We start from the raw sequence: 24,306 nt of genomic DNA, 5'->3' as shown, positions 1-24,306 counted from the left end.
ATGTGCGAGGATCGCGTTCCGTGCCCATCCCTCGTGCCGTGCTGCTCGCCGGACCCTCCGGCTCAGGCAAGTCGACACTCGCCGCCCACCTCGGCTGGCCGGTGCTGCGCCTCGACGACTTCTACCGCGACGGCGACGACCCGCTGCTCCCCCGCGACGACCACGGCAGGGCCGACTGGGACGACGTCGGCTCGTGGAACGCCGACAAGGCGCTGCGGGCGGTCATCGAGCTGTCGGACACGGGCAGGGTCGAGGCCCCGGTGTACTCGATCAGCGAGGACCGCGCGGTCGGCACCCAGACGATCGAACTGGGCGGCGCGCCCGCGTTCATCGCGGAGGGCCTGTTCGCGGACCTGCTGGTCCAGGGCGCGAGGGAGGCCGGGGTGCTCCGGGACGCGATCGTGCTCGCGCCGAGCCCGCCCGTCACGTTCGTGCGCCGGTTCGCGCGTGACGTGGCCGAGGCCCGCAAGCCGGTGCCGACGCTGGTCAGGCGCGGGCTGCGGCTCATGCGCGAGCAGCCGCAGGTGGTGAAGAGGTGCGTCAGCGCGGGCATGCGGCGCACGACGCCGGCCAGGGCGCGGACCGAGCTCGTTTCGTGATCGGGTTGCCAGGTGGCGGTGGCCCTGATCTGGCAGGATGCCGCTCACACCACGACCGGGGGTAGCCGAGATGTCCGAAACGCCGGGCTGGTCGTCACCCGACCAGCCGCAGAACCAGCCGCCACAGCAGCAGCCGCCCCAGTACGGGCAGCAGCAGTACGGCTACAACGCCCCTCCGCCTCCGCCGACGATCAAGCCCGGTGTGATCCCGCTGCGCCCGCTGGCGCTGGGCGAGATCATCGACGGCGCCATCACGACGATGCGCCGCTATCCGAAGCTGATCATCGGAGCGGCCGCGGTCGTCGCCGCGATCACGCAGATCGTCGGCCTGCTCGTGCAGCTGCCGTTCCTCGCCGACCTCTCCACCGCGCTCGACCCGAGCGCGGCGCCGTCGCGGGACCAGTTGCTCGACGTCTTCGCCAGTGCCCTCGGCGGCACCCTGCTCGGCATCGTGCTGCAGCTGGTCGGCACGGTGTTCCTGTCGGGCTTCATCACGGTCGTCGCGGGCCACGCCGTGCTGGGCAGGCAGGTGACGTTCGCGCAGGCGTGGGAGGAGTTCAAGCCCCGGCTGCTCCCGCTGCTCGGCGCGACGCTGCTCTACGGCCTCCTGATCATGGCCGCCCCGGTCGTGCTGGGCCTGCTCGGCGTGCTGGCGAACTCCGGCTGGGCGCTCGCTCTCGGCCTGTTCGTCGCCTTCCTGGTGGCGGTCTGGCTGTGGGTGATGTTCTCCCTGGTCACGCCCGCGCTGGTGCTGGAGCGCTGCGGCGTCGGCACCGCGTTCAGCCGTTCCAGCAAGCTCGTGAGCGGCGCGTGGTGGCGCACCTTCGGCATCCTGCTGGTCGCCGGCCTGATCGCCGCGGTGATCAGCTGGATCATCGGCCTGCCGTTCGAGCTGCTGGGCCGGGCGACCACCGGCTTCGACGCCGACCCCGCCGCCCTGCTGAGCGCGGGCTACCTGATCATGATCACGCTGGGCTCCATCATCGCCTCGACGATCGCGCTCCCGTTCAGCTCCGCGGTCAGCGTGCTCGTCTACGTCGACCGCCGGATGCGGTCCGAGGGCATGGACATCGAGCTCCAGCGGGCCGCGGGGCATGGCGGCAGCTGACGTACCGGTAGATCTCGGCCGCGACGAGGCGAGGGAGGCGGCCGTCCGGGAGCTCCGCGACCCGGCGTACGTCTCCGACGACCCGAACCCGCTGGAACGCGCCATCGACTGGGTGCTGACCCGCCTCGGCGAGCTGTTCGCCGGGGCGGGTGGCATGAGCGGCATCACCGCGATCACGGTCGTCGTGGCCGTGGCGGTGCTGGTCGTGATCGTCATCCGGCTCCGGGTCGGGGCCACCGCCCGCGCGCTGCGGCCGGACGGCTCCGTGTTCGGCTCGACCGCCATGACCGCGGCGGAGCACCGGGCCGCCGCCGAGAAGGCCGCGGCGGCCGGTGACCTGGCAGAGGCCGTGCGCGAACGCTTCCGCGCGGTGGTGCGCGAGTTGGAGCAACGCGGCGTGCTCGACGCACGGGCCGGACGCACCGTGGACGAGGTCGCTTTCGAGGCGGGCCGGGCACTTCCGGTGCTCGCCGAGGACCTGCACGGCGCGGCGGTGCAGTTCGACGACGTCTGGTACGGCGGCAGGCCCGCCACGGTGGAGGGGTATCAGAGGGTGGTCGCCGTGGACGGCAAGGTGCGCGGATGACGGCGGTCTCCCCGGACGCCCCGAGGATCTGGACCGCGGCGCGCGGACCCGTGCTGATCGGCGTGATCATCCTCTTCGCGGCGATCGTGATCACGTTGCTGCGCGGCGGTGGCGAGGGCGGCGCGCTCGACCCCCGGTCGTTCCGGCCGGAGGGCAGCCACGCTGTGGCCCGCCTGCTGGAGCAGAACGGCGTGCGCGTCGAGCTCACCGACAACGCGTCCGCTGTGGACGGTGCCACGCTGTTCGTGACGCAGCCGAACCTGATCGACCCGCAGCGGCTCGCGGACCTGAGCCGCCGGGCCTCCGCGACCGTGCTCCTCGCGCCCGCCACCGGCACGAGCCGGTTGGAGGCCGAGGCCCGTCAGCCCGGCTGCCCGCTGGCGGACAGGGCCGGTTCGGCGACCATGGGCGGGTTCACCTACGAGGGCGAGCAGAGTTGCTACGACTCGACGCTCGTCCGCACCGGCACCGTCACGACGATCGGCTACGGCGGGATCTTCACCAACCGCAGCATCGACGAGGAAGGCAACGCGGCACTCGCGTTGTCGCTGCTGGGCCAGCACGAACGGCTGGTCTGGTACGTGCCGTCGGAGGCGGACAGGTCTCAGCAGAAGTCGCTGACCGATCTGATCCCCGACGGCTGGAAGTACGGCGCCCTGCAGCTCGGTGTCGCGGCCGTGCTGATCGCGTTGTGGCGGGCGCGCAGGCTCGGCCGCGTGGTGCCCGAACCGCTTCCGGTCGTGGTGCGCGCCGCCGAGACCGTGGAGGGCAGGGCGCGGCTGTACCGCCGCTCGCACGCCGCCTCGCACGCCGCCTCCGTGCTGCGGCAGGCCACGCGGGACCGGCTGGCACCGCTGCTGGGGGTGCCGCAGGGCGACGATCCGTCCGAGGAAATCGCCCGCAGGACTTCGCGTCCCGTCACTTCGGTGCGGGCGCTGCTCTACGACAAGGAGCCGGTGGACGACCGGGGGTTGGTCGCACTGGCTCACTCGCTCGATGCTCTGGAGAACGAGGTGCGCAAGGCATGACGGCAGTGGTCACCACCGAGGAAGCCCGTACGGCGCTGGTGGCGTTGCGCGCGGAGATCGGCAAGGCCGTGGTGGGCAACGACGCCGCCGTGACGTCGTTGATCCTCGCGTTGCTGTGCAAGGGACACGTGCTGTTGGAGGGTGTTCCGGGCGTCGCGAAGACGTTGCTCGTGCGTGCTCTTGCGCGCGCGTTGGACCTGTCCACGACGCGTGTGCAGTTCACGCCGGACCTGATGCCCGGCGACCTGACGGGGTCGCTGGTCTACGACTCGCACAACGCGGCGTTCTCGTTCCGCGAGGGGCCGGTGTTCACGAACCTGCTGCTCGCCGACGAGATCAACCGGACGCCGCCGAAGACGCAGTCCGCGCTGCTGGAGGCGATGGAGGAACGGCAGGTCTCCGCCGACGGCAAGACCCGGCCGCTGCCGGCGCCGTTCATCGTCGTGGCGACGCAGAACCCGGTGGAGTACGAGGGCACCTACCCGTTGCCCGAGGCGCAGCTCGACCGGTTCCTGCTCAAGGTGACGATGCCGATCCCGGCGCGCGAGCACGAGATCGACGTGCTGACGCGGCACGCCTCCGGCTTCGACCCGCGTGACCTGTCCTCGTTGAACCCGGTCGCGAGCGCCGCACACCTGGAGGCGGGGACGGCGGCCGTGCGCGCGTTGACCGTGGCTCCTGAGGTGATCGCGTACGTCGTGGACGTGTGCCGCGCGACCCGTCAGTCCCCGGCCGTGCGTTTGGGCGTTTCTCCCCGTGGCGCAACGGCTCTGCTGGCTGCTGCGCGCGCATGGGCGTGGCTCTCGGGCCGTGACTACGTGACGCCGGACGATGTGAAGGCTCTCGCACGGCCCGCGTTGCGGCATCGGCTGGAGCTGCGCCCGGAGGTCGAACTGGAGGGCGTGACGGCGGACGGCGTGCTGGACGGCGTGCTCGGCGCTGTTCAGGTGCCGCGCTGACGTGGCGCTCACGGGCCGCGCGGGGCTGCTCGCGCTCATCGGGGTTCTCGTCGTCGGGCTTCTCTTGCCGTCGTGGCAAGGGATTCTCGTCTTGTTCGGCCTTCTGGTGCTGTGCGTGGCCGTCGACCTGGTGTTGGCGGCCGGCGTGCGTCAGTTGACGTTCTCGCGTGCGGGGGCGACCTCGGTGCGCACAGGTGAGCCGTGTGTGGTGCAGCTGACCGTGCACAACCCTGGGCGTCGGCTGCGTGGCGTTCTTCGTGACGCATGGGCGCCTTCTGCCGGTGTGGTCGTCGATCGGGTTGCGGTCGACGTGCCCGCTGGTGGTTCGCGCGTGCTGTCTTTCGAGCTGCGTCCCGTACGTCGTGGCGATCGCGTTGCGGACCGCGTGACCGTGCGTTCCCACGGGCCGTTGGGCATCGCGGCACGGCAAGGCTCACACGTCGTGCCGTGGACGGTGCGCGCGCTGCCTCCGTTCCACAGCCGCCGTCACCTTCTTCCCCTGCTGGAACGCCTGCGCGAACTGGACGGCCGCCGCGCTTCGTTGATCCGTGGCGCCGGCACGGAGTTCGACTCGCTGCGCGCGTATGTCATCGGTGACGACGTGCGCTCGATCGACTGGCGTGCGTCGGCTCGTTCGTCGGACGTGGTGGTGCGCACCTGGCGGCCCGAACGCGATCGGCAGGTGACGATCGTGCTCGACACCGCCCGCACCTCGGCGGGCCGCGTGGACGGCGCTCTCGGCGGGCTGCCGCGCCTGGACACGGCGATGGACGCCGCGTTGTTGTTGTCCGCCTTGGCATCGCAGGCCCGCGACCAGGTCGACTTCCTGGCGTTCAGCCAGCAGGTGCGCGCCTCGGTACCGCGGGCGACGCTGCCCGTCCTGGTGCAGGCGATGGCACCGCTGGAGGCCGAACTGGTCGAGTTCGACGCCCGCGGCGCCGTCGCCGAGGTGCTCCGCCGCGCCGGTCGCCGGTCGCTGGTCGTGCTGCTGACGGCGCTGGAGCCGTCGATCGAGCACGGCCTGCTGCCGCTGCTGCCGGCGTTGGCCACGCGGCACCACCTGCTGATCGCGTCGGTGTCTGACCCGGCCGTGCACGCGATGGCGGCCGGACGTGGCGACCTGGAGGCCGTGTACGGGGCCGCGGCCGCGGAACGCACTCTGGCCGAACGGCGCCGTCTCACCGCGTTGCTCGCACGGCACGGTGTCGACGTCGTGGACGCACTGCCTGACGACCTGCCGCGCGCTCTCGCGGACCGCTATCTCGCCTTGAAGGCCGCAGGAAAGCTCTAAACGGCGACGGGCGCGACGTCCTCACGTTCGCTCGCGTCCATGTCACCGGTCTCGCCCTGCCGCGCGGCCCGGCGTCCGATCACGAAGACGTACAACAGGAACAGCACCTCGGCCACCACGCCGATGCCGACGCGAGCCCAGGTGGGCAGTCCGGAGGGCGTCACGAACCCTTCCAGCACACCGGACACGAGCAACACCACGACCAGTCCGAGCGCCACCGCGACGACCGACCGCCCCTCCGTGGCGAGGGCCTGGGCACGGGTGCGCTTGCCGGGGTCGATCACCTGCCAGCCCAGCCTCATGCCGATGCCCGCCGCGACGAACACTGCCGTGAGTTCCAACAACCCGTGCGGCGCCAACAGTCCGAGGAACACCCCTCCGCGGCCGGCACCGAACATCAGCCCGATGCCGACGCCGACGTTGAGGGCGTTGGTGAAGAGCAGGTAGACCGGCGGGATCGCGAACAGCACACCGAGCAACAGGCAGGCCGCGGCGATCCAGGCGTTGTTCGTCCACACCTTCGCCGCGAACGACCCGGCGGGGTCGCTGGAGTAGTAGGACTCGTACCCGCCGCCGACCCTCGTCATCTCCCGGATCTCGTCCGGCGCGGCGATGCTCGCCTGCACGTCCGGGTTGGACGCGATCCACGCCGCGATGATGCCGGTGACCAGGTAGAAGGCGATCCCGGCCGGCACCCACCACCGCCAGCCGAGGTAGATCGCGGCGGGCAGCCGGTGCGTGAAGAAGCGCGTGAACGTCCGCCAGGCCGGCGTGTGCGTGCCCGTCAGCACCGACCGGGCCTGTGCGACCAGTGCCGAGAGCCGTTCGACCGTGGCCGGGTCCGGCATCTGGCTGCGCACGACCGACAGGTGCGTCGTCACCTGCTGGTAGAGCTCGATCAGCTCGTCGGCCTCGGCCCCGCTGAGCTTCCTGGACCGCCTGACCAGGTGGTCGAGCCGCTGCCACGACTCGCGGTGGCGATCGATGAAGACGTCCAGATCCACGATGAGTCACACTATCCGCGTGGGGGACCTCGTCACCGGTGAAGCCGTAGTTCTGGACCTGCGCGTCGCACAACTCGCCAGCAGGGCGGTCGCGTACGCGATCGACGTGGCCGTGCAGTTCGGCCTGCTCGTCGTCCTGTTCCTGATCGCGCCCATCGACCTCGACAACGCGCTGCAGGACGCACTCGCGCTCACGCTGCTGATAGCCGTGATGATCGGCTTCCCGACCGCGATGGAGACCGCGACGCGGGGCCGTTCGCTGGGCAAGCTCGCCATGGGCCTGCGCGTGGTGCGCGACGACGGTGGCGCGATCCGCTTCCGCCACGCGCTGGTGCGCTCGCTCACCGGCTTCATCGTGGACTTCTGGGTACTGGGCCTGGGCGGCTCGATCGCGCTGTTCGTCTCCCTCTTCTCGCCGCAGGGCAAGCGGGTCGGCGACTACCTCGCCGGCACCGTGGTGATCCACACCCGCGTGCCGAGCCAGGAGGTGGAGCTCGCCACGATGCCGCCGCAGCTCGCGCAGTGGGCGTCGGGGCTCGACCTGTCGCAGCTGCCGGAGGAGCTGGTGCTGGCGGCGCGGCAGTACCTGAGCCGCTATCACGAGCTGAACGAGCAGGCGCGGTGGGACCTGGGGTCGCGGCTCTCGGACGACGTCGGCGTGGCGATCCGGTCGCCGCGGGTCGAGCAGACGCATCCGCACCCGTACCTGTCGGCGGTGCTGGCGGAGCGCCGGCGCCGAGCGGCCGCCTAAGCGTTCGCCAGACGAAGGCGTTCGGCCCCCTGCGCGCGAACGGCGTCACCTGACGGCGTCGGGTCGCCGTGCAGGACCTCCCACCGCGCGTTGTGCAGGGCGGTCCACATGCTCCCGGCCCACGCGACCTCCACCTCCTCCGCGGAGAACGCCCGCCCGCGGACCTGTTGGTAGGTCTCGAGGAACGCCGCCGAGCTCTCGACCGGCACCAGGCCCGGCGGCGACGCGTTGGCGAACGCACCGCACGCGGCACCGGCCAGAGCCGCTTCCGGTTGCCACGCCAGGCTGTCCCAGTCGTGCACGGCCAGCACCTCGCCGTCCTGCCAGCGGAGGTTCTGCGCCTCGAAGTCCGCGTGGCCCAGCACGCACGGCAGCGAGGTGGCCAGCAACCGCTTGCGCACGCGGGAAGCCGTCTCCGAAACCAAAGACGGCACCACGCTCTGGTCCCGCGCGTCGAGGAAGTCGATCGCCGGCCACAGGCCCGGATCGGTGTGGTGCCAGCGGGCCCAGCGCGGTGACGGAAGCGGCGGTGGGACGGAGACGTCCGCCAGCAGAGCCATCAGCCGCGCGAACACGGCCGCGTACCGGCGAGCGACGTCCGGGGAGGAACCGAGCAGCATCTCCCCGCCGGGCAACGGTTCCTCGGCGTGCACGGCCAGCCCGTCCGCGACCACGACCGGCGTCAGCGGGCGGGGGCACGGGAACCCCCGCGAGGCCAACGACGCCTGCGCGGTCACGCACGACGCGGCGCGGCCGTCGTCCGGGCGGGCCTTCACGTAGACCTCGCGACCGTCGGCCAGGCGCACGCCGGAGACCGTGGAGATCGACACCCTCTCGTAGAGGACCTCGGCCACGGGACTTCCCAGCTCCGACGAGCACCAGGCGGACAGGCTGAAGGTCATACGCCCAGGAGCTCCTGCAGCAGCAACGGGTTCATGTAGTCGTCGTAACGGACGATCTCGCCGTCGCGCAAGTGGATGATCCCGACGGCGGTGAAGGTGTAGTAGTCCTGCTTCACCTTCGACCAGCCGCGGTGGGTGAACTCGGCGACGACGACGTCCGGGTCGTCGGTGAGCCTGGTGATCGCCTCCACGTGCTGGATCTCGATCTTCTCGCGGACGCGGGCGCCCCTCATCCTGTCGAAGTAGGCGCGGATCGCGGTCCGGCCCCTGATCTCCGGTTCCTGGAACGGCGCCGGGAAGCGGTAGGCCATCACGCCGTCCTCGGTGAACAGGTCGGCGAACGAGTCGTGGCCCTGCTCGCCCGCCACCTGCCGCCGGACGTGCTCCACGATCTGTGCTGGTGTGCGTGTCATGGTGTGCCCCTCGTAGAATCGGAACGGTGACCCCGGTTAGCAACATACGGAACGCACGCCCCGGTTGGCAACGATGAGGGCCGATGCCGCGCGCAATCGCGAGAAGGTGCTGGTGGCGGCACGGGAGCTGTTCGCGGAACAGGGCTTCGACGTGCCGCTGGACGAGATCGCGGCGAAGGCGGGCGTCGGGCCCGGCACGGTCTACCGGCACTTCCCGACGAAACAGGCGCTGTTCCAGGCCGTCACGGAAGCGCGCGTGTCGGCCATGATCGCGTCGGCGGAACCGTCGGCCGACGCCGGCGCGGACCTGTTCGCGTTCCTGGGCAAGATGGCGGACGAGGCGACGGCGAAGCGGGACATGTCCGACGCGATCGCGGTGCCGTCAGAGCTGCGCGACAGCCTCCACGCCACCCTCGGCGGGCTGCTGGGCCGAGCCCAGGAGGCGGGGGCCGTCCGCGCCGACATCACGACGAAGGACCTCGTCGCGTTGATGAAGGGGATGCTGCAGAGCATGCACGAGGGCGCGAATCCCGCCGTGCTGCTGGAGATCGTGCTGAGCGGGCTTCAGTCGAGCCGGAAGCCGTAGGGCAGTTCGAGGCGGTGGCGGGCCAGCAGCGCGGAGTCCGCGAGGATCTCGCGGGTCGGTCCGTCCGCCACGACCACGCCGTCGTCGATCAGCACGCTGCGGGGGCAGATCTGCAGCGCGAACGGCAGGTCGTGCGTGACCATCAGCATGGTGGGGGCCAACGAGAGCAGCAGCTCGGCGAGTTCGCGGCGGGCCACCGGTTCGAGGTTCGCCGACGGCTCGTCCAGGACCAGGATCTCCGGCGAGCAGGCCAGCACCGAGGCCAGCGCGACGCGGCGCCGCTGACCGCCGGACAGGTGCAGCGGTGAGCGGTCCGCGACCGACTCCATTCCCACTGCCCGCAACGCCTCCTGCACGCGGTCGTCCACATCGGACATGCCGAAGTTGCGTGGCCCGAACGCGACGTCCTCCCCCACGGTCGGGGAGAACAGCTGGTCGTCGGGGTCCTGGAAGACGAGTCCGACGCGGCGCCGGATCTCCCGCAGGTTCTGCTTGCACACCTCCAGCCCGGCGACCGAGATCGACCCCGAGCCGCCACCGAGAACTCCGTTGAGGTGCAACGCGAAGGTGGTCTTGCCGGCGCCGTTCGGCCCGAGCACCGCGACGCGTTCGCCGTGCTCGACGCGCAGGTCGACGCCGAACAACGCCTGGTGCCCGTCCGGGTAGGCGAAGGCGAGCTTCGAGACCTCCAGGGCAGCGGCGGCAGGGGTCTCGGGAACGATCGTCGCCGAGCCTCCCGGCCTGCCCGTCCAGCCGCGCGACACCATCGCGAGATGCACCCTCTCTCCGCGTTCGTAGGACCGGATGAACAACGTGCCGACCGACCGGGCCACCGCGCCCGCCTGCCACAGGAAGCGCGGGTCGTCGCCACGGGAGATGCGGGCCACGCTCATGCGTTTCGCCTCACCCACGACGACCTCGCCGTACCGCAGCATCAGCGTGGCGATCATGATCAGCGGCGCCGGCACGCGCAACGTCTGCAGGCCGCGCAGCAGGTCCCCCGGCGCCGTCGTGGCGGCCAGGGTCAGGCTGACCAGGACGCCCAGCGTGCCCTTGGCGAGGATGTTCCAGCCCGCCAGGGAACCCTCGACCGACACGGAGAAGCCGAGGAAGTCGGTGCGCGGGTCCGTGCCGAAGATCGGCAGCAGGAACGCGAGCACCACGAACGGCACCTCGATCACCGCGCGCTTCACGAACCACAGCACGGGAACCCGCGCCACGAACCACACCGCGACGATCAGCAGCAGGTACAGGCCGAACAGCGGGAACATCGTGCGCGGGGTCGCGACGACGCCCAGCACCGCCCCGAACGCCACGAGGATCTTCACGTGCGGCGCGAGGCGGTGCACCGGCGAGTCGCCGGCGTGGTGCAGGACGTCGTGGGCGCCGCCCACTACGCGTCGGACTTCTTGCGCAGCAGCCAGAACAGGCCGAACGAGACGGCCAGCACCACGACCACGCCGAGCACGCCCGCGAGGCCGGTGAACTTGTCGTCACCGGCGAACGCGTAGTCGGCGAACGTGCTGCCGGAGAACGGGTGCTCCCGCGCGTGCTCGGCGATGCCGGTGTCCTCGACGGTCTTGTCCAGGCCGTCCGGGTCGCCCGACGCGAAGTACGACAGCACTCCGGCGATCAGCAGTGACACGAACGCGAACCCGATGAAGAACTTCTTCACGACCGGACCTCCAGCGGCTTCCGGCTGCCCTTGAGCAGGTAGACGAGGTCAGGCCGGATCGACGCGACCGAGGTGACCGTGACGGCGGTGATCAGGCCCTCACCGATGCCGATCAGCGCGTGCAGGCCCCACATCAGCAGCGCGACCTTGCCGATCTCCACGCCGCCCGCGCCGCCGATCGCGTACTCGACGACGAAGCCGGTGGCGGCCAGCAGGGTGTTCACGAACGCGGAGACGAACGCGACGGCCGCGAGACCGCCCTTGCCGCGCTCGGCGACCTTGCGCAGCGCGACGGCGACGAGGAACCCGCTCGCGGTGCCGATCAGCGCCATGTTGGTGACGTTGGCGCCCAGCGCGGTGAGACCGCCGTCCGCGAACAGCAGCGCCTGCACGACGAGCACGATCGTCACGCACAGCGCGCCGACGTACGGGCCGACCAGGATCGCCGCGAGCGCACCGCCCAGCAGGTGCCCGGAGGCGCCGGGCAGGATCGGGAAGTTGATCATCTGCACGGCGAAGATGAACGTCGCCACCAGGCCCGCCATCGGCGCCGTGCGGTCGTCGAGGTCCACACGGGCCTTGACCAACGCGAACCCGACGCCCACCGCCGCGATGACGAGGAAGACGACCGACACCGGCGCGTTCAGCAGACCGTCGCTCATGTGCATGGCAACAGGTGACATGAGCAGTCACGCTAATTGCCGGACCTCGGCTATGGCTAGAACGTTGCAACAACGATTTGCGGGCAAGAGCGCGGTGATCGTCACATCGCCCGCTAGTCATCGGATGAATTCTGCGGTTAGATCCGTTCCGCCGCCGCCACGGCACGGAGGGACGAACAGTGACAGAGCTGTCGCGTAGAACCTTTTTGTACGGGACGGGCGCGGCCGTCGGGGCTTCCGCGCTCGGGGTGGGCACCGCGGTCGCAGAACCTGAAACATCGGGTCACAACGTGCACCGGGACGTCGTCCGCGACGCCCGCATGGAGTGGCGGAGACTGCCGCAGAACTGGGGCGACAGCCCGTTCCTCGCCAACGGGTTCCTGGGCGTCCAGGTCTACGCGGGCCGCACCGCGAACGAGCTGAAGCTCATGCTCAGCCACTCCGAGGTGCAGGACCAGCGCGAGCACTGGGAGGCCGCGGTCGGCCTGTCCCGGCTGCCGATCGGCTACCTGACCTTGCAGTTCGCCGGCGCGATCACCGCCGTCGACTGGACCCTCGACCTGTGGAACGCCGAGCTCACCGGCTCCGTGACGACCACGCAGGGCAGCGCCACGTTCACGATGCTCGTGCACAACGCGCGCAGCACGTTCCTCGCCTCCGTGAAGGGCGACGCGACCTGGGGTTTCCAGCCGCTGGAGTCGTCGACGACCCGCCAGATCCGCAGGCCCGCCGACTACACGGCCAACCCGGCGCCGACCCTGGGCACTGCCAACGGCGTCTCCTACGCCGCCCAGCCGCTGCTCGCGGGCGGTGGCTACACAACGGCCTGGCAGACCCGCAACGGTCGTTTCGCGGCCCACGTGGCGTACACACACCCCGCGGACACGCACACGTCTGACGCGATCCGCGAGGTGCGTCAGGCGTTGGCGATCCCGTTCGAGGCGCTGACGTTGCAGCACCGCCGCTGGTGGAACACCTACTTCGCGAAGTCGCTGGTCTCGGTGCCGGACAAGCTGGTGCAGCGCTTCTACTGGCTGCAGCTCTACAAGATGGCGGCGGCGACCCGCGCGGACGCGCCGGTCATCTCCGAGTGGGGCCCGTGGTTCCCCGAGCAGGGCAACAGCTGGACGGCCGTGTGGTGGAACCTCAACGTCCAGATCTCGTACCCGCTGGTCAACGGCTCGAACCACCACGAGCTCGACGCGGTGACGACGACGCTGAAGCGGTTCGAGCACAACCTCGAACTCAACGTGAACCCCGCCTACCGCGACGGCAACTCGTACGCGATCTGCCACCCCGGCGACCGCACGCTGCGCTCAGGGCCGCGCTACTGCGGGGTTCCGGGCGTCGCGCCGAACGATCATACGGGCAATCTTCTGTGGGCCTGCCACAACGTCTGGCTGGGCTACCGGCACACGATGGACGAGAAGATCCTCAAGGACGTCCTCTTCCCGATCCTGACGAAGGCGGTCAACTACTACGCCCGGTTCCTCGTCGAGGGCACGGACGGGAAGCTGCACCTGCCGGAGACGCGCTCACCGGAGTACGCGAACGCCACGGACACGACGTACGACCTCTCGCTGATCCGCTGGGGTGTGCGCACGCTGCTGACCATCGAGGAGAACGCGCGCTGGCGTGACATCGCGAACCGGCTCGTGCCGTACGCCCAGGGCCCGGACGGCGTGCTCATCGGCAAGGACGTCTCGCTCAACGACTCGCACCGCCACTTCTCGCACATGCTGTGGTTCTACCCGCTGCGCGAACTGACCTACGACATGCCGGAGCACCGCGCGCTCATCGACAGGACGTTCGACCACTGGGTCTCGCGGCAGCAGGCGTGGGCCGGGTACAGCTACGGCGCCGCGTCCGCGATGGCGTCGGCGATGGGACGACCGGAGGAGGCGCTGTCGTTCCTGCGCCACTTCCTCGACCGCAAGCAGGTCGGCTCGAACGCCGTGCTGACCGAGAACACCTTCTACCGCGAGGGAGGCAACCTCGCGATCGAGTCGCCGTTGATGTCCGGCCAGGCCGTGCTGGAAATGATGGTCCAGTCGCACAACGACGTCGTGCGCGTCTTCCCGTCTGTTTCGTCCACTTGGGCCGATGCGTCCATCTCGTCGTTGCGCACGCAAGGAGCGTTCCTTGTGGACGCTTCGCGCTCTTCGGGCCGGACCGACTGGGTGAAGATCCATTCGGAAGCGGGCTCACCTTTGTTGCTGGAGCACGGAATCAAGGGTGACATCGACGTCCGCGACACGTGGGGACGGCGCCTGGAGTACAAGACTCGTGGCTCCGCCGTCGAAATCCCGCTTCGCCGAGGTCAGAGCGCCGTGGTCTCCCGTCGCGGCACACGCCCTGACGTCTCGGCACGTGATGTGAAGGCCAACGGCTCGTCTTCGCGTTGGGGTCTGCCGTAACGTCCGAATTCGATCATTCGGATTGTGCGTGGACGAGTGGGGTGTGCGGTGGATCTTCAACACTGGCTCAACGAGGCGCTGGCCAACCACGAGAAGTGGACGGCGGAGTACGGCTCCTTCACACCCCACTCGTCGCTGCAGGTCGACCCGGCGCTCTTCGGCTCGGCGCTCGCCGAGCTCCAGGACCGGCTGCGCGACAACTACCCGTTCTTCCACCCGCGGTACGCCGGCCAGATGCTCAAGCCGCCGCACCCCGCGGCCGTCGTGGGCTACCTGTCCGCGATGCTGATCAACCCGAACAACCACGCCCTGGACGGCGGTCCCGCGACCGCCGCCATGGAACGCGAGGTCGTCTCGGACCTGGCGGCGATGTTCGGCTACGGCGAGCAGCACCTCGGTCACCTGACGTCGAGCGGCACGATCGCGAACCTGGAGGCGTTGTTCGTCGCCCGTTCGCTGCATCCGAGCCGTGGCGTCGCGTACTCCTCCGAGGCTCACTACACGCACTCACGCATGTGCGGCGTGCTCGGCATCGAGGGTTTTCCCGTCGCCGTGGACGGCATAGGCCGCATGGATCTGGACGCGCTCGAAGAGCTCTTGAAGACCGGCAAGGTCGGAACGGTCGTGGTCACTCCGGGAACTACCGCTTTGGGTGCCATCGAACAGGTGCATCTCGTGCTGGACGTTGCACGCCGCTACGACGCACGGGTGCACGTGGACGGCGCGTACGGCGGCTTCTTCACCCTGCTCGCGGGCACCGACCTCGCCCCGGAGCCGTGGGCGGCCATCGCCTCGTGCGACTCCGTGGTGGTCGACCCGCACAAGCACGGCCTGCAGCCCTACGGCTGCGGCGCGGTCCTTTTCCGCGACCCGTCCGTGGGCCGCTTCTACCTGCACGACTCCCCGTACACGTATTTCACGTCCGACGAGATGCACCTCGGCGAAATCAGCCTGGAGTGCTCGCGGGCCGGCGCCGCGGCGGCCGGCCTGTGGCTGACCCTCCGCCTGCTCCCCCTGACCCGTGAGGGCCTGGGCGAGGTCCTGGCGGCCGGACGGCGGGCAGCAGTGCGGTGGGCGTCGATCATCCGGGAGTCGGAGGGCCTGGAGCTCTACCAGGAGCCCGAGCTCGACATCGTGACGTACTTCCCGCGGACCGACCCGCTGACCCTGTCGGCCGTGGACGCCGCTGCGCACCGCGTGATGGAGACGGGCATGAACGCACCCGTCGACCCGGTCTTCCTGAGCGTGGCACGGGCGTCGAAGAGCGCGTTCGCCGCCCGTCATCCCGAGGTCGGGGCCGACGCGGACGGTGCGCGGGTGCTGCGCAGCGTGCTGATGAAGCCCGAGTCCGAGGACTACCTCGACACCCTGCACGCGCGGGTGCTCAGCCTGCTCTGAAGGCCTGGTCAGCGGCCTTCCCTCTGACGGGCCAGACTGCGAAAGAACGCCGAAATGGGCGACTCACCCCCGGTGAGTCGCCCACAGCCGCGAGGATCAGCCGTGCTTGGCGCGCCGGCCGGACCGGCGCGGTGGCAGCGGCGTGTCTCCGCGCAGGTCGAGGCGGCGCTGCTCGCCGTTGGCCTCCAGATGCGTGACCATGCGGCGCAGCATCTCGGCCAGCGACTGGGCTTCCGACGACTCCAGCGGGTCGCTGACGAAGACCTCTTCCTCGTTGAACTTGGGGAAGAGGTCGGCCATCAGTTCTTCACCCTCAGGGGTGAGCCGCAGGACCGCCAGGCGCCCGTCGGTCGGGTGGCCCATGCGCTCCAGCAGGCCCCGTGACTGCAGCGTCTTGGCGACGCCCGTCAGGGTCCCCTTGGAGATCCCGGCCTCCTCGGCGACGTACCGCGTCTCCATCTCACCCCAGATCCACACGACCCAGAGCACGACGAAGCCGGTCCAGGTCAGATCGCTGGTGCGCAGCACCGAGTTCTCGAGGTGCTGGCGGATCGCGGTAGCGGCGCGGTGGATGTTCGACACCGCCGCCATCTGCTCGCGACGCAGCGGCACCGCACCGAGTTTGGCCTGGACGGCTTTCTCGGTCTCGGCAATCGTGTGGTGACCAGACAACTCAAAGTCTCCCGTGCTCGAGCTCAGGTGTTCCCGGCACAATACTTGCGGTTCCGAACTATGTCTGTGATGTGGTGCGAGTCGGTCCGCAACCACTTTGATCACGATCCCACATCGTGCATGATCTCGTGACGGTCGTCACCCGTCCAGTTACGGACTGTTGCCCCGTGGTGGACGATGAGTGTGGAGCACCCGACGGGGACCAATGACGGTCTTTGCTCCACGGACGGGTCGATAGCGTTTTCCCCTCAACGTTATCCCCTCCGCGCCAGCGACACACTGTGCCGGAAAGGTAGTTCGACGTGGTCGGTGAACAGGTGACACGGGAACTCGCGGCAAGACTCGGCGAGGACGGGATCGACGTGGTGCGCGTCGTCTTCCCAGACCTGCTCGGCACCGACCGGGGCCGTGACGTCCTCGTAGAGCACCTACCTGCGGTCATCCACCGCGGACTGTCGTTCTGCCGGGCCGTGTACAGCACCACCCCCGGCGGCAAGACCACCGAGAACGGGGGTGTGCTCGACGCCGGGCTGCCCGACGTGATCGTGGTCCCCGACCTCGACACGCTGCTCCCGATCCCCTGGGAGCCGGGGGTGGCGTGGTGCATCGGCGACGCGGTGAGCCCTGCCGACGAAAGACCCGTGGACGAATCGCCCCGGCAGGTGCTGCGCAGGGCGCTGGAAATATTCGAGACCACGGGGCTCACCCCGGTCGTGGGACCCGAGCTGGAATATTTTCTCTGCGAACCGGACGAAGATCGCCCGAACGGGTGGCGCCCGTACTGCGACGAGCCGGGCAACGTCTACGCGACCGGACGCCGCGGCGATTCTGACGGTCATCTGTTGAGAACTCTTCGCACGCTCAGTTCGGCGGGTCTCCAAACGACCGGCGGCAACCACGAGTACGCCGGTGGGCAGTTCGAAATCAACCTCGTCCATTCGCCCGCCATGGACGCGGCCGATCGCGCGTTCCGCTTCAAGACGAGCGTGAAGGAACTGGCCCGGCGCGAAGGGCGGATGGCCACGTTCATGGCGAAGCCGTTCAACGACGGCGGCGGCAGCGGCTTCCACCTGCACCTGTCGTGCCACGAGAAGGACGGCCGCAACGCGTTCCAGGCGCCCGGCACCACCAGCGGCCTGTCCGACGAGGCGCGATGGGCCATCGGCGGCATCCTCAAGCACGCCCCGGCACTGGCCGCGCTGCTCAACCCGACGGTCAACTCCTACAAGCGGTTCGGGCCGGACTCGCTCGCGCCGTGGCTGATCGACTGGGGCCTCGACAACCGCAGCGCGATGCTGCGGGTCCCGGCCGAGCGCGGCGACACGACCCGGCTCGAGCTGCGGCTCGGCGACGCGAGCGCGAACCCGTACCTCGGCATCGCGGGTCTCATCGCGGCCACCTACCTGGGCATCCGCGACCAGATCGAACCGCCGCGGCCGTCGGCCGGGTACGGCTACGACCCGTCGAAGGCCCCGACGCTGCCCGCCACGCTGCCCGACGCCCTCGCCTACCTGGAGGAGGACACGGCGATGGTCGACGTGCTGGGCAAGGACTTCGTGCGGTCCTATGTGGACTTCAAGTGGGAGGAGGTGGCCCGGTTCCAGCGGTTCGTGACCGACTGGGAGTTCACCGAATACGCGTACCACCTATAGTTCACCTGCGATGACTGCACTCACGGACCGGCTCACCTCGATCGCCGACGAAGACGAACTGTTCGACGCCTTCTCCCACTGGGCGACCGAGCGCGGCCTCGCGCTGTACCCGGCGCAGGAGGAAGCGGTCATCGAGCTCGTCTCGGGGGCCAACGTCATCCTGAGCACGCCCACGGGGTCGGGCAAGAGCCTGGTCGCCATCGGCGCCCACCTGGTCGCGATGGCGGCGAACCAGCGCAGCTTCTACACCGCGCCGATCAAGGCCCTGGTCTCGGAGAAGTTCTTCGCGCTGTGCGAGGTGTTCGGGCCGGAGAACGTCGGCATGATGACCGGCGACGCCAGCGTCAACGACCAGGCGCCCATCATCTGCTGCACCGCGGAGATCCTCGCGAACATCGCCCTGCGCGACGGCCACACGGCCGACGTCGGCCAGGTCGTCATGGACGAGTTCCACTTCTACAGCGAGCCCGACCGCGGCTGGGCCTGGCAGGTGCCGATCGTCGAGCTGCCGCAGGCCCAGTTCCTGCTGATGTCGGCGACGCTGGGCGACGTCTCGTTCTTCGAGAAGGACCTGACCCGGCGCACCGGCAGGCCGACGGCGGTGGTCCGCTCGGCACAGCGCCCGGTGCCGCTGAACTTCCAGTACGTCTCCACGCCGTTGCACGAGACGATCGAGGACCTGCTGCACGGCCGTGAGGCGCCGATCTACGTCGTGCACTTCACGCAGGCCGCCGCGCTGGAGCGCGCGCAGTCGCTGATGAGCGTCAACGTCGCCACGAAGCCGGAGAAGGAGCAGATCGCCGCCACGATCGGCAACTTCCGGTTCTCGTCCGGGTTCGGCAAGACGCTGTCACGGCTGGTGCGACACGGCATCGGCGTGCACCACGCCGGCATGCTGCCGAAGTACCGCCGCCTGGTCGAGCAGCTCGCGCAGGCCGGTCTGCTGAAGGTCATCTGCGGCACGGACACCCTCGGCGTCGGCATCAACGTGCCGATCCGCACGGTCGTGTTCACGGCGTTGTCGAAGTACGACGGCACGCGCACACGCATCCTGAAGGCGCGCGAGTTCCACCAGATCGCCGGACGGGCGGGCCGCGCGGGCTACGACACCGTCGGCACGGTCGTCGTGCAGGCACCCGAGCACGAGGTCGAGAACATCAAGGCGCTGGCGAAGGCCGGCGACGATCCGAAGAAGCGCCGCAAGGTCGTGCGCAAGAAGGCTCCCGACGGGTTCGTGTCGTGGAGCGAGTCGACGTTCGAACGGCTCGTCGGCGCCGAGCCGGAGCCGCTGACCTCGTCGTTCCAGGTCTCGCACGCGATGCTGCTGAACGTGATCGGCCGTCCGGCCGGTGGCGCGTTCCAGGCCATGCGGCACCTGCTCGAGGACAACCACGAGGACCGGCCGAAGCAGCTCAAGCACATCCGCCGCGCGCTCGCGATGTACCGGGCGCTGGTCGCGGCGGGGGTCGTCGAACGCCACGGCGACGACTTCCAGCTCACCGTCGACCTGCAGTTCAACTTCGCGCTGAACCAGCCGCTGTCGCCGTTCGCGCTGGCCGCGATCGAGCTGCTCGACCGCGAGGCGCCGGGTTACGAGCTGGACGTGCTGTCGGTGATCGAGTCCATTCTGGACGATCCGCGGCAGATCCTGGGCGCGCAGGAGCACAAGGCGCGCGGCGAGGCGATCGGTGCCATGAAGGCCGACGGCATCGAGTACGACCAGCGGATGGAACTGCTGGACGAGGTCACGTACCCGAAGCCGCTCGTCGAGCTGCTCGACGCGGCGATGTTCACCTACCGCCGCGGCCACCCGTGGGTCGACGACTACAACCTGTCCCCCAAGTCCGTCGTGCGCGACATGTACGAGCGCGCGATGACGTTCACGGAGTACGTGGCGTTCTACGGCCTGGCGCGCTCCGAGGGCCTCGTGCTGCGGTACCTGGCCGACGCCTACAAGACGCTGTCGCAGACGGTGCCGGACGAGGCGAAGACCGAGGAGCTCAACGACCTGATCTCGTGGCTGGGCGAGCTCGTCCGCCAGGTCGACTCGTCGCTGATCGACGAGTGGGAGAAGCTCACCAACCCGGACGCCCCCGAGCAGGAGGTCCGCGTCGACCTGCCGCCCGCGGTCACCCGCAACGTCCGCGCGTTCCGCGTCCTGGTCCGCAACGCGCTGTTCCGCCGCGTCGAACTGGCCGCCAAGCGCGACTGGTACTCGCTGGGCGAGCTCGACCACGAGTCGGGCTGGACGGCCAAGGAGTGGATGGACGCGCTGGAGCCGTACTTCGAGGAGCACTCGGACATCGGCGCGGGCCCGAACGCGCGCGGCCCGGCGTTCCTGATCATCAACGTCGAGCGCGAGCGCTGGGTGTGCCGGCAGATCTTCGAAGACCCGGCCGGGGACAAGGACTGGGGCTTCAACGCCGAGGTCGACCTGGCCGCGTCCGACGAACTCGGCGAGGCGGTCGTGACGATCACGGACGTCGGCAGGCTGTAGTCCGCGGAACCAGCCGCTATTTCCTCTTGAACCGAACGACTGAACTCGGCCCGAGCACGCCGCGCCGCATTACAGCTGAAGAGTTAATACGCCGGCTGGGAAGTCCCCCGGCCGCGCAACTCAATGCCGTGATTCATGCGACGCAGGACACACCGTTCGGTCCAACGGCGACCTGTTCTACCAGGCACGAAGACCGACGCGGTGTCGTGAAGCAGGCTAAACACCGAAAACGCGTTCATTTCAGCCGGTCACCACAAGTGCGCACCAGTTGAGACGAGTGCCAGTTGAGACGGAATGCGCAATCGATTGACCGGGCGGTCTCCTCGGTGCAACATCATTGCGCCGAACCACAACGGTCGGGATATGGTGGTGCCCAGTGGGGGAAATTTCTGGCGCAGCACGTCTGGAGGAATCCGTGGACCCGGCACTGGACGCCTTGCGCGACCGGCTGGCGGAGATCATCGCGTCACCGCCGGACAACACCGAGGAGCTCGTGGACACGCTGAGCGGTCTCGCCAAGCTCTCGAACCAGTGGTCGGAGGCGATCCAGGCGCTGCGCGCGCCCACCCGCAGACTGATCGGCCCGGCCGCCGCCGCCTCCGTGAGCGTGGCCGCCCGTCGTGCCGAGGAGTCGTTCATCGAGCTGGAGATCACGCTCGGTGACGCGCTGGCGGCCCAGCCCCGCGCGATCCGGCAGCCCTGAGAGCGCCTTACCTCCCTCCGCCGAGCCGGTCGTTCGCCGACGAAACCACGTGACTGGCCTGACCAGGCAACTGCACGCTGCGTGATAACGGCACCGGTCTCCCACCCGAGACACACCCGATCGGAGGGTTTCCGCACGTCCTCCGCCTGGCGGATGATGCGCCCGTTCGGGGTTTCAGGGGCGGGAGGGGGCACTCGTCGTACACACGCTGTGCAACCGGACCCCCGCGGCGGGTCACCCTCCGTGAGGGGGCATGATCGCGTATCCGACGCCCTCGGCTCACCAGGCGCGCGATGACCGAGCGTGGTCTAATCGCCGCCACGTGAGGATCGGCCGTACACAGTTTGGACTCGATCTCGAATGACCTCAGGTCTGCCCTGCCCCATCTGCGAGGGGCCGGATCGACGTGGCAGCCTCGAGCGCTCGCTGCGGGTGCTCGCCGTCGACGACGAGGCACCCGCGCTGGAAGACCTCGTCTACCTGTTGCGCTCCGATCCGCGCATCGCTCACGTGGAAGCGGTCACCGACGCCACCAAGGCGTTGCGCGTGCTGCACCGCGCGATGGACGCCGGGCAGCCGTTGGACGCGGTGTTCCTCGACATCCGCATGCCGGGGCTGGACGGTCTCGACCTCGCCCGCGTGCTCTCGCGGTTCGCGCAGCCGCCGCCCGTCGTGTTCGTGACGGCGCACCAGCAGCCCGCCGTGGAGGCGTTCGAGCTCAAGGCGCTCGACTACCTCCTCAAGCCCGTGCGCCCGGAACGGCTCGCGGAGTCCGTGCACCGCATCGTGCACGAGGTCTGGGACTCGAAGACCGCCACCGAGCCGGCCACCCCGGCTCCGGCGCAGCCCGCGAACTCCACGCCGCCGGAGATGGGTGACGAGGTCATCCCCGTCGAGCTCGGCGGCGTCACCCGGTTCATCCGCCTCGCCGACATCCGGTACGTGGAGGCGCACGGCGACTACGCCCGCCTGCACACCGCGACCGGCAGCGGTCTGGTGCGCGCGGCGTTGAACGGCCTGGAAGAGCGCTGGCGCAGCGCGGGGTTCGTCCGCATCCACCGCAGCCACCTGGTCTCGCTCGGCCACATCGACGAACTGCGCCTGGAGGACGGGCACCTGAGCGTCACGATCGGCGGCGCGGTGCTGCCGGTCAGCCGCCGGCACGCCCGGCACCTGCGGCAGCTGCTGGTCCGCCGCGCCCGGCCCACTCCCGTCGCGGGTCAGCCCGCCGGTGCTCTGCAACCGAGGAACGGGCTCGGGTCGTGACAACGCCACCACCCCGGCGGCCGGACCCGAAACCGACCCAGCGCGTGGTGGTGACGAGCCCGCGCACGCGGGCGCCCCGTGCGCGCCGCCCGTACTCGGGCACGCGCGAGATCAACGAGCAGAGCGAGCTCGGCGCCGTCTACATGCGCACGCTGATCCGGGCGCAGCGGCGGCTGGGCCTGTCGGTGTGCCTGGTGGCGACCGGGGCCCTGGCCCTGTTGCCGTTGCTGTTCGCGATCGAGCCGGAGCTCGGCAAGTTCCGGATCCTCGGGCTCGGGCTGCCGTGGTTCCTGCTGTGCGTGGCAACGTGCCCGATGCTGCTGCTGGCCGGCTGGTTCTACGTGCGGCAGGCCGAGCGCAGTGAACGCGAGTTCGCGGAGCTGGTCGAACGTCCATGACGAGTGGTTACGCCATCGTGGCGGTGCTGGTCGTCGCACTGGGCACGATCCTGGTCGGCACCTACGGACTGCGCGTCTCCCGCACCACGTCCGACTTCTACGTCGCCTCGCGCACCGTCTCGCCGTGGTGGAACGCCTCGGCGATCGGCGGGGAGTACCTCTCGGCCGCGTCGTTCGTCGGCATCGCCGGGCTGATCTTCGCCTACGGGCCGGACATGCTGTGGTTCCCGGTCGGCTACACCGCCGGGTACCTCGTGCTGCTGACGATGGTCGCGGCGCCGCTGCGGCGGTCCGGCGCCTACACGCTGCCCGACTTCGCCGAGGCCCGCTTCCGGTCCCGCGGCGTGCGCGCGGTCGCGTCGATCCTGGCGCTGGCGATCGGCTGGCTGTACCTGCTGCCCCAGCTGGAGGGCGCGGGCCTGACGCTGAACACGGTGACGGGCGCGCCGGACTGGGTGGGCGCGCTGATCGTCACGATGGTCGTGACCGTGAACGTGATGTCGGGCGGGATGCGGTCGATCACGTTCGTGCAGGCGTTCCAGTACTGGCTCAAGCTCACCGCGATCACCGTGCCGATCGTGTTCCTGATCGTCGCGTGGCAGGTGCACGGATCCGAGTCGCTGACCAAGCCCGAGTACCCGGTCTTCCGGCAGGACACCGAGGTCGCGTTCCAGCGCACGACCACGATCCACGCCGACGCGTTCATCTCCATCAGGGGCACCGGCGAGATCGACGGCGCACGCGTCGAGAACACCGTTGTCGTGCTGCCCGAGGGCTACCACCGCATCGGGCAGGGCTCGGAGTTCACGTTCCCGAAGGACGCGCCGGTCCCCCATCTGTCCACAATGGCGCACAACACCAACGAGATGTGGTCGCTGCCGATGTCGAGCGGCCAGGACTTCCCGTTGTACGGCGCGTATTCGCTCATCATCGCGACGTTCCTGGGCACCATGGGCCTGCCGCACGTGATCGTGCGCTTCTACACGAACCCGAACGGCACCGCCGCGCGCCGCACGACGTTGATCGTGCTGGGCCTGCTGTCCGTCTTCTACCTGATGCCACCGATGTACGGCGCCCTGGGCCGCCTGTACACACCGGAACTGCTGATGACCGGCCAGACCGACGCCGTGGTGCTCGTGCTGCCGACGCGGATGATCGAAGGCGTCGGCGGCCAGTTGCTGGGCGCGCTGGTGGCGGGTGGCGCCTTCGCGGCGTTCCTCTCCACGTCCTCAGGCCTGGTGGTGTCGCTGGCGGGCGTGCTGTCGCAGGACGTGCTGCGCCTGGGCGGCGTACGCGGTTTCCGGATCTCCACGGTGCTCGCGGGCCTCGTGCCGCTGGCGATGACGTTCATCTCCACCGGTATGCCGGTCGCGGACATGGTCGGCCTGGCGTTCGCGGTGGCGGCGTCGTCGTTGTGCCCGTTGCTGATGCTGGGCATCTGGTCGAGCCGCATCACGAAGGCCGGTGCCATCGCCGGGATGCTCGCGGGCGGCGTTCCGGCGCTGACCGCGGGTCTCGTCACGATGTTCACCGACACCGGTGACGCCTGGTACGAGATCCTGCTGTCGCGCCCGGCCGCGTGGACGGTCCCGCTCGGTTTCACGGTGATGTACGTCGTCTCGCTGCTCACCCCGCGGTACCTGCCTTCGGGAGTGCAGCGCACGATGGTCAAGCTCCACGCGCCCGAGAACCTCGGGCTGGACGGCTCCGGCTCCTCCTCGGCCGACGAGCGAAGCTAG

The 24,306-nt window shown here is 69.7% G+C and carries 23 protein-coding genes and 1 pseudogene; 16 read left to right on the top strand and 8 right to left on the bottom strand.

Translation table 11 applies throughout. From position 1 onward, the window contains the following. Positions 1 to 20 precede the first annotated feature (20 nt). From SK571_RS05890 to SK571_RS05865, 6 genes are all read left to right on the top strand, one after another. On the top strand, positions 21 to 599 hold the full coding sequence (locus SK571_RS05890) for a uridine kinase family protein (protein ID WP_319982996.1): 579 nt from the start codon (positions 21 to 23) through the stop codon (positions 597 to 599). Positions 600 to 669: 70 nt separating this feature from the next. After that, complete coding sequence (locus SK571_RS05885) at positions 670 to 1,707, top strand: glycerophosphoryl diester phosphodiesterase membrane domain-containing protein (protein ID WP_319982995.1); 1,038 nt, start codon at positions 670 to 672, stop codon at positions 1,705 to 1,707. Continuing rightward, the gene (locus tag SK571_RS05880; RefSeq protein ID WP_319982994.1) at positions 1,694 to 2,293 is read left to right on the top strand and encodes a DUF4129 domain-containing protein; all 600 of its coding nucleotides are present in this window, start codon (positions 1,694 to 1,696) and stop codon (positions 2,291 to 2,293) included. Before SK571_RS05885 ends, SK571_RS05880 begins: the two co-directional genes overlap by 14 nt. Next, positions 2,290 to 3,321 (top strand): DUF4350 domain-containing protein, encoded by a 1,032-nt coding sequence (locus SK571_RS05875; RefSeq protein ID WP_319982993.1) that lies wholly within the window; start codon positions 2,290 to 2,292, stop codon positions 3,319 to 3,321. The genes SK571_RS05880 and SK571_RS05875 overlap by 4 nt, the downstream gene beginning before the upstream one ends. Beyond that, positions 3,318 to 4,280, top strand: coding sequence for an AAA family ATPase (locus SK571_RS05870; protein WP_319982992.1), 963 nt, complete (start codon positions 3,318 to 3,320; stop codon positions 4,278 to 4,280). Before SK571_RS05875 ends, SK571_RS05870 begins: the two co-directional genes overlap by 4 nt. A 1-nt stretch (position 4,281) precedes the next feature. Then, a complete protein-coding gene (locus SK571_RS05865) occupies positions 4,282 to 5,571 on the top strand; it encodes a DUF58 domain-containing protein (RefSeq protein WP_319982991.1) in 1,290 nt (429 codons plus the stop codon). Here SK571_RS05865 and SK571_RS05860 read toward each other — a convergent pair. Continuing rightward, complete coding sequence (locus SK571_RS05860) at positions 5,568 to 6,575, bottom strand: stage II sporulation protein M (protein WP_319982990.1); 1,008 nt, start codon at positions 6,573 to 6,575, stop codon at positions 5,568 to 5,570. The genes SK571_RS05865 and SK571_RS05860 overlap by 4 nt on opposite strands. A gap of 19 nt (positions 6,576 to 6,594) precedes the next feature. On the opposite strand from SK571_RS05860, the gene SK571_RS05855 reads away from it, so the two are divergent. Continuing rightward, positions 6,595 to 7,326 carry an RDD family protein gene (locus tag SK571_RS05855; protein WP_319982989.1) on the top strand — a complete coding sequence of 244 codons (732 nt, stop codon included), beginning with the start codon at positions 6,595 to 6,597 and terminating at the stop codon, positions 7,324 to 7,326. Here the strand turns inward: SK571_RS05855 and SK571_RS05850 are convergent. Then, positions 7,323 to 8,228: a phosphotransferase gene (locus SK571_RS05850; RefSeq protein ID WP_319982988.1), complete on the bottom strand. Its 906-nt coding sequence runs from the start codon at positions 8,226 to 8,228 to the stop codon at positions 7,323 to 7,325. The genes SK571_RS05855 and SK571_RS05850 overlap by 4 nt on opposite strands. Next, positions 8,225 to 8,641, bottom strand: coding sequence for a nuclear transport factor 2 family protein (locus SK571_RS05845; RefSeq protein ID WP_319982987.1), 417 nt, complete (start codon positions 8,639 to 8,641; stop codon positions 8,225 to 8,227). Before SK571_RS05845 ends, SK571_RS05850 begins: the two co-directional genes overlap by 4 nt. Before the next feature lie 73 nt (positions 8,642 to 8,714). Here SK571_RS05845 and SK571_RS05840 point away from each other — a divergent pair, with 73 nt between their 5' ends. After that, positions 8,715 to 9,227, top strand: a complete 513-nt coding sequence (locus SK571_RS05840; protein WP_319982986.1) for a TetR/AcrR family transcriptional regulator — start codon at positions 8,715 to 8,717, stop codon at positions 9,225 to 9,227. On the opposite strand, the gene SK571_RS05835 is transcribed toward SK571_RS05840, so the two are convergent. The 4 genes and pseudogenes from SK571_RS05835 to SK571_RS05820 all read right to left on the bottom strand — a co-directional run bounded on the left by SK571_RS05835 (position 9,206) and on the right by SK571_RS05820 (position 11,585). Next, a complete protein-coding gene (locus SK571_RS05835; protein ID WP_319983163.1) occupies positions 9,206 to 9,994 on the bottom strand; it encodes an energy-coupling factor ABC transporter ATP-binding protein in 789 nt (262 codons plus the stop codon). The two genes, SK571_RS05840 and SK571_RS05835, sit on opposite strands and share 22 nt — an antisense overlap. After that, positions 9,983 to 10,576 (bottom strand): annotated as a pseudogene (gene cbiQ, locus SK571_RS05830) (cobalt ECF transporter T component CbiQ); the annotation flags it as partial. The pseudogene cbiQ and the gene SK571_RS05835, both read right to left, overlap by 12 nt. Positions 10,577 to 10,620: 44 nt before the next feature. Then, on the bottom strand, positions 10,621 to 10,902 hold the full coding sequence (locus tag SK571_RS05825; RefSeq protein ID WP_319982985.1) for a PDGLE domain-containing protein: 282 nt from the start codon (positions 10,900 to 10,902) through the stop codon (positions 10,621 to 10,623). Beyond that, positions 10,899 to 11,585 (bottom strand): energy-coupling factor ABC transporter permease, encoded by a 687-nt coding sequence (locus SK571_RS05820; RefSeq protein WP_319982984.1) that lies wholly within the window; start codon positions 11,583 to 11,585, stop codon positions 10,899 to 10,901. Before SK571_RS05820 ends, SK571_RS05825 begins: the two co-directional genes overlap by 4 nt. Positions 11,586 to 11,854: 269 nt before the next feature. Between SK571_RS05820 and SK571_RS05815 the strand changes: the two genes are divergently transcribed. Together SK571_RS05815 and SK571_RS05810 are read left to right on the top strand one after the other, a co-directional pair. Further along, positions 11,855 to 13,981, top strand: coding sequence for a glycosyl hydrolase family 95 catalytic domain-containing protein (locus tag SK571_RS05815; protein WP_406601943.1), 2,127 nt, complete (start codon positions 11,855 to 11,857; stop codon positions 13,979 to 13,981). A 48-nt stretch (positions 13,982 to 14,029) separates the two neighbouring features. Then, positions 14,030 to 15,379, top strand: a complete 1,350-nt coding sequence (locus tag SK571_RS05810; RefSeq protein WP_319982983.1) for a pyridoxal phosphate-dependent decarboxylase family protein — start codon at positions 14,030 to 14,032, stop codon at positions 15,377 to 15,379. 96 nt (positions 15,380 to 15,475) lie between these two features. Here the strand turns inward: SK571_RS05810 and SK571_RS05805 are convergent, their stop codons facing one another. Further along, positions 15,476 to 15,991, bottom strand: coding sequence for a MarR family winged helix-turn-helix transcriptional regulator (locus SK571_RS05805; RefSeq protein WP_245816540.1), 516 nt, complete (start codon positions 15,989 to 15,991; stop codon positions 15,476 to 15,478). A gap of 362 nt (positions 15,992 to 16,353) precedes the next feature. Here SK571_RS05805 and SK571_RS05800 point away from each other — a divergent pair, with 362 nt between their 5' ends. From SK571_RS05800 to SK571_RS05775, 6 genes are all read left to right on the top strand, one after another. Continuing rightward, the gene (locus SK571_RS05800) at positions 16,354 to 17,703 is read left to right on the top strand and encodes a glutamine synthetase family protein (RefSeq protein WP_319982982.1); all 1,350 of its coding nucleotides are present in this window, start codon (positions 16,354 to 16,356) and stop codon (positions 17,701 to 17,703) included. A 10-nt stretch (positions 17,704 to 17,713) separates the two neighbouring features. Then, a complete protein-coding gene (locus SK571_RS05795; protein WP_319982981.1) occupies positions 17,714 to 20,200 on the top strand; it encodes a DEAD/DEAH box helicase in 2,487 nt (828 codons plus the stop codon). A 415-nt stretch (positions 20,201 to 20,615) separates the two neighbouring features. Next, positions 20,616 to 20,903 (top strand): hypothetical protein, encoded by a 288-nt coding sequence (locus SK571_RS05790; RefSeq protein WP_319982980.1) that lies wholly within the window; start codon positions 20,616 to 20,618, stop codon positions 20,901 to 20,903. A gap of 360 nt (positions 20,904 to 21,263) precedes the next feature. After that, positions 21,264 to 22,169, top strand: a complete 906-nt coding sequence (locus SK571_RS05785; RefSeq protein WP_319982979.1) for a LytR/AlgR family response regulator transcription factor — start codon at positions 21,264 to 21,266, stop codon at positions 22,167 to 22,169. Beyond that, positions 22,166 to 22,567: a hypothetical protein gene (locus SK571_RS05780; RefSeq protein WP_090068971.1), complete on the top strand. Its 402-nt coding sequence runs from the start codon at positions 22,166 to 22,168 to the stop codon at positions 22,565 to 22,567. Before SK571_RS05785 ends, SK571_RS05780 begins: the two co-directional genes overlap by 4 nt. After that, complete coding sequence (locus SK571_RS05775; RefSeq protein WP_319982978.1) at positions 22,564 to 24,306, top strand: sodium/solute symporter; 1,743 nt, start codon at positions 22,564 to 22,566, stop codon at positions 24,304 to 24,306. The genes SK571_RS05780 and SK571_RS05775 overlap by 4 nt, the downstream gene beginning before the upstream one ends.

This window comes from Lentzea kristufekii, assembly GCF_033949925.1.
GTDB lineage: Bacteria > Actinomycetota > Actinomycetes > Mycobacteriales > Pseudonocardiaceae > Lentzea > Lentzea kristufekii.
The sequence above is the reverse complement of the archived record's forward strand: the minus strand, read 5'-3'. Positions and strand labels throughout refer to the sequence as shown.

Bases quoted from the DNA above. Each gene is read 5' to 3' on its own strand.
- SK571_RS05840 (WP_319982986.1), top strand. From the start codon at position 8,715: ATGAGGGCCGATGCCGCGCGCAATCGCGAGAAGGTGCTGGTGGCGGCA.
- SK571_RS05850 (WP_319982988.1), bottom strand. From the start codon at position 8,228: ATGACCTTCAGCCTGTCCGCCTGGTGCTCGTCGGAGCTGGGAAGTCCC.
- SK571_RS05795 (WP_319982981.1), top strand. From the start codon at position 17,714: ATGACTGCACTCACGGACCGGCTCACCTCGATCGCCGACGAAGACGAA.
- SK571_RS05885 (WP_319982995.1), top strand. From the start codon at position 670: ATGTCCGAAACGCCGGGCTGGTCGTCACCCGACCAGCCGCAGAACCAG.
- SK571_RS05880 (WP_319982994.1), top strand. From the start codon at position 1,694: ATGGCGGCAGCTGACGTACCGGTAGATCTCGGCCGCGACGAGGCGAGG.
- SK571_RS05835 (WP_319983163.1), bottom strand. From the start codon at position 9,994: ATGGTGTCGCGCGGCTGGACGGGCAGGCCGGGAGGCTCGGCGACGATC.
- SK571_RS05875 (WP_319982993.1), top strand. From the start codon at position 2,290: ATGACGGCGGTCTCCCCGGACGCCCCGAGGATCTGGACCGCGGCGCGC.
- SK571_RS05870 (WP_319982992.1), top strand. From the start codon at position 3,318: ATGACGGCAGTGGTCACCACCGAGGAAGCCCGTACGGCGCTGGTGGCG.
- SK571_RS05785 (WP_319982979.1), top strand. From the start codon at position 21,264: ATGACCTCAGGTCTGCCCTGCCCCATCTGCGAGGGGCCGGATCGACGT.
- SK571_RS05845 (WP_319982987.1), bottom strand. From the start codon at position 8,641: ATGACACGCACACCAGCACAGATCGTGGAGCACGTCCGGCGGCAGGTG.
- SK571_RS05820 (WP_319982984.1), bottom strand. From the start codon at position 11,585: ATGTCACCTGTTGCCATGCACATGAGCGACGGTCTGCTGAACGCGCCG.
- SK571_RS05775 (WP_319982978.1), top strand. From the start codon at position 22,564: ATGACGAGTGGTTACGCCATCGTGGCGGTGCTGGTCGTCGCACTGGGC.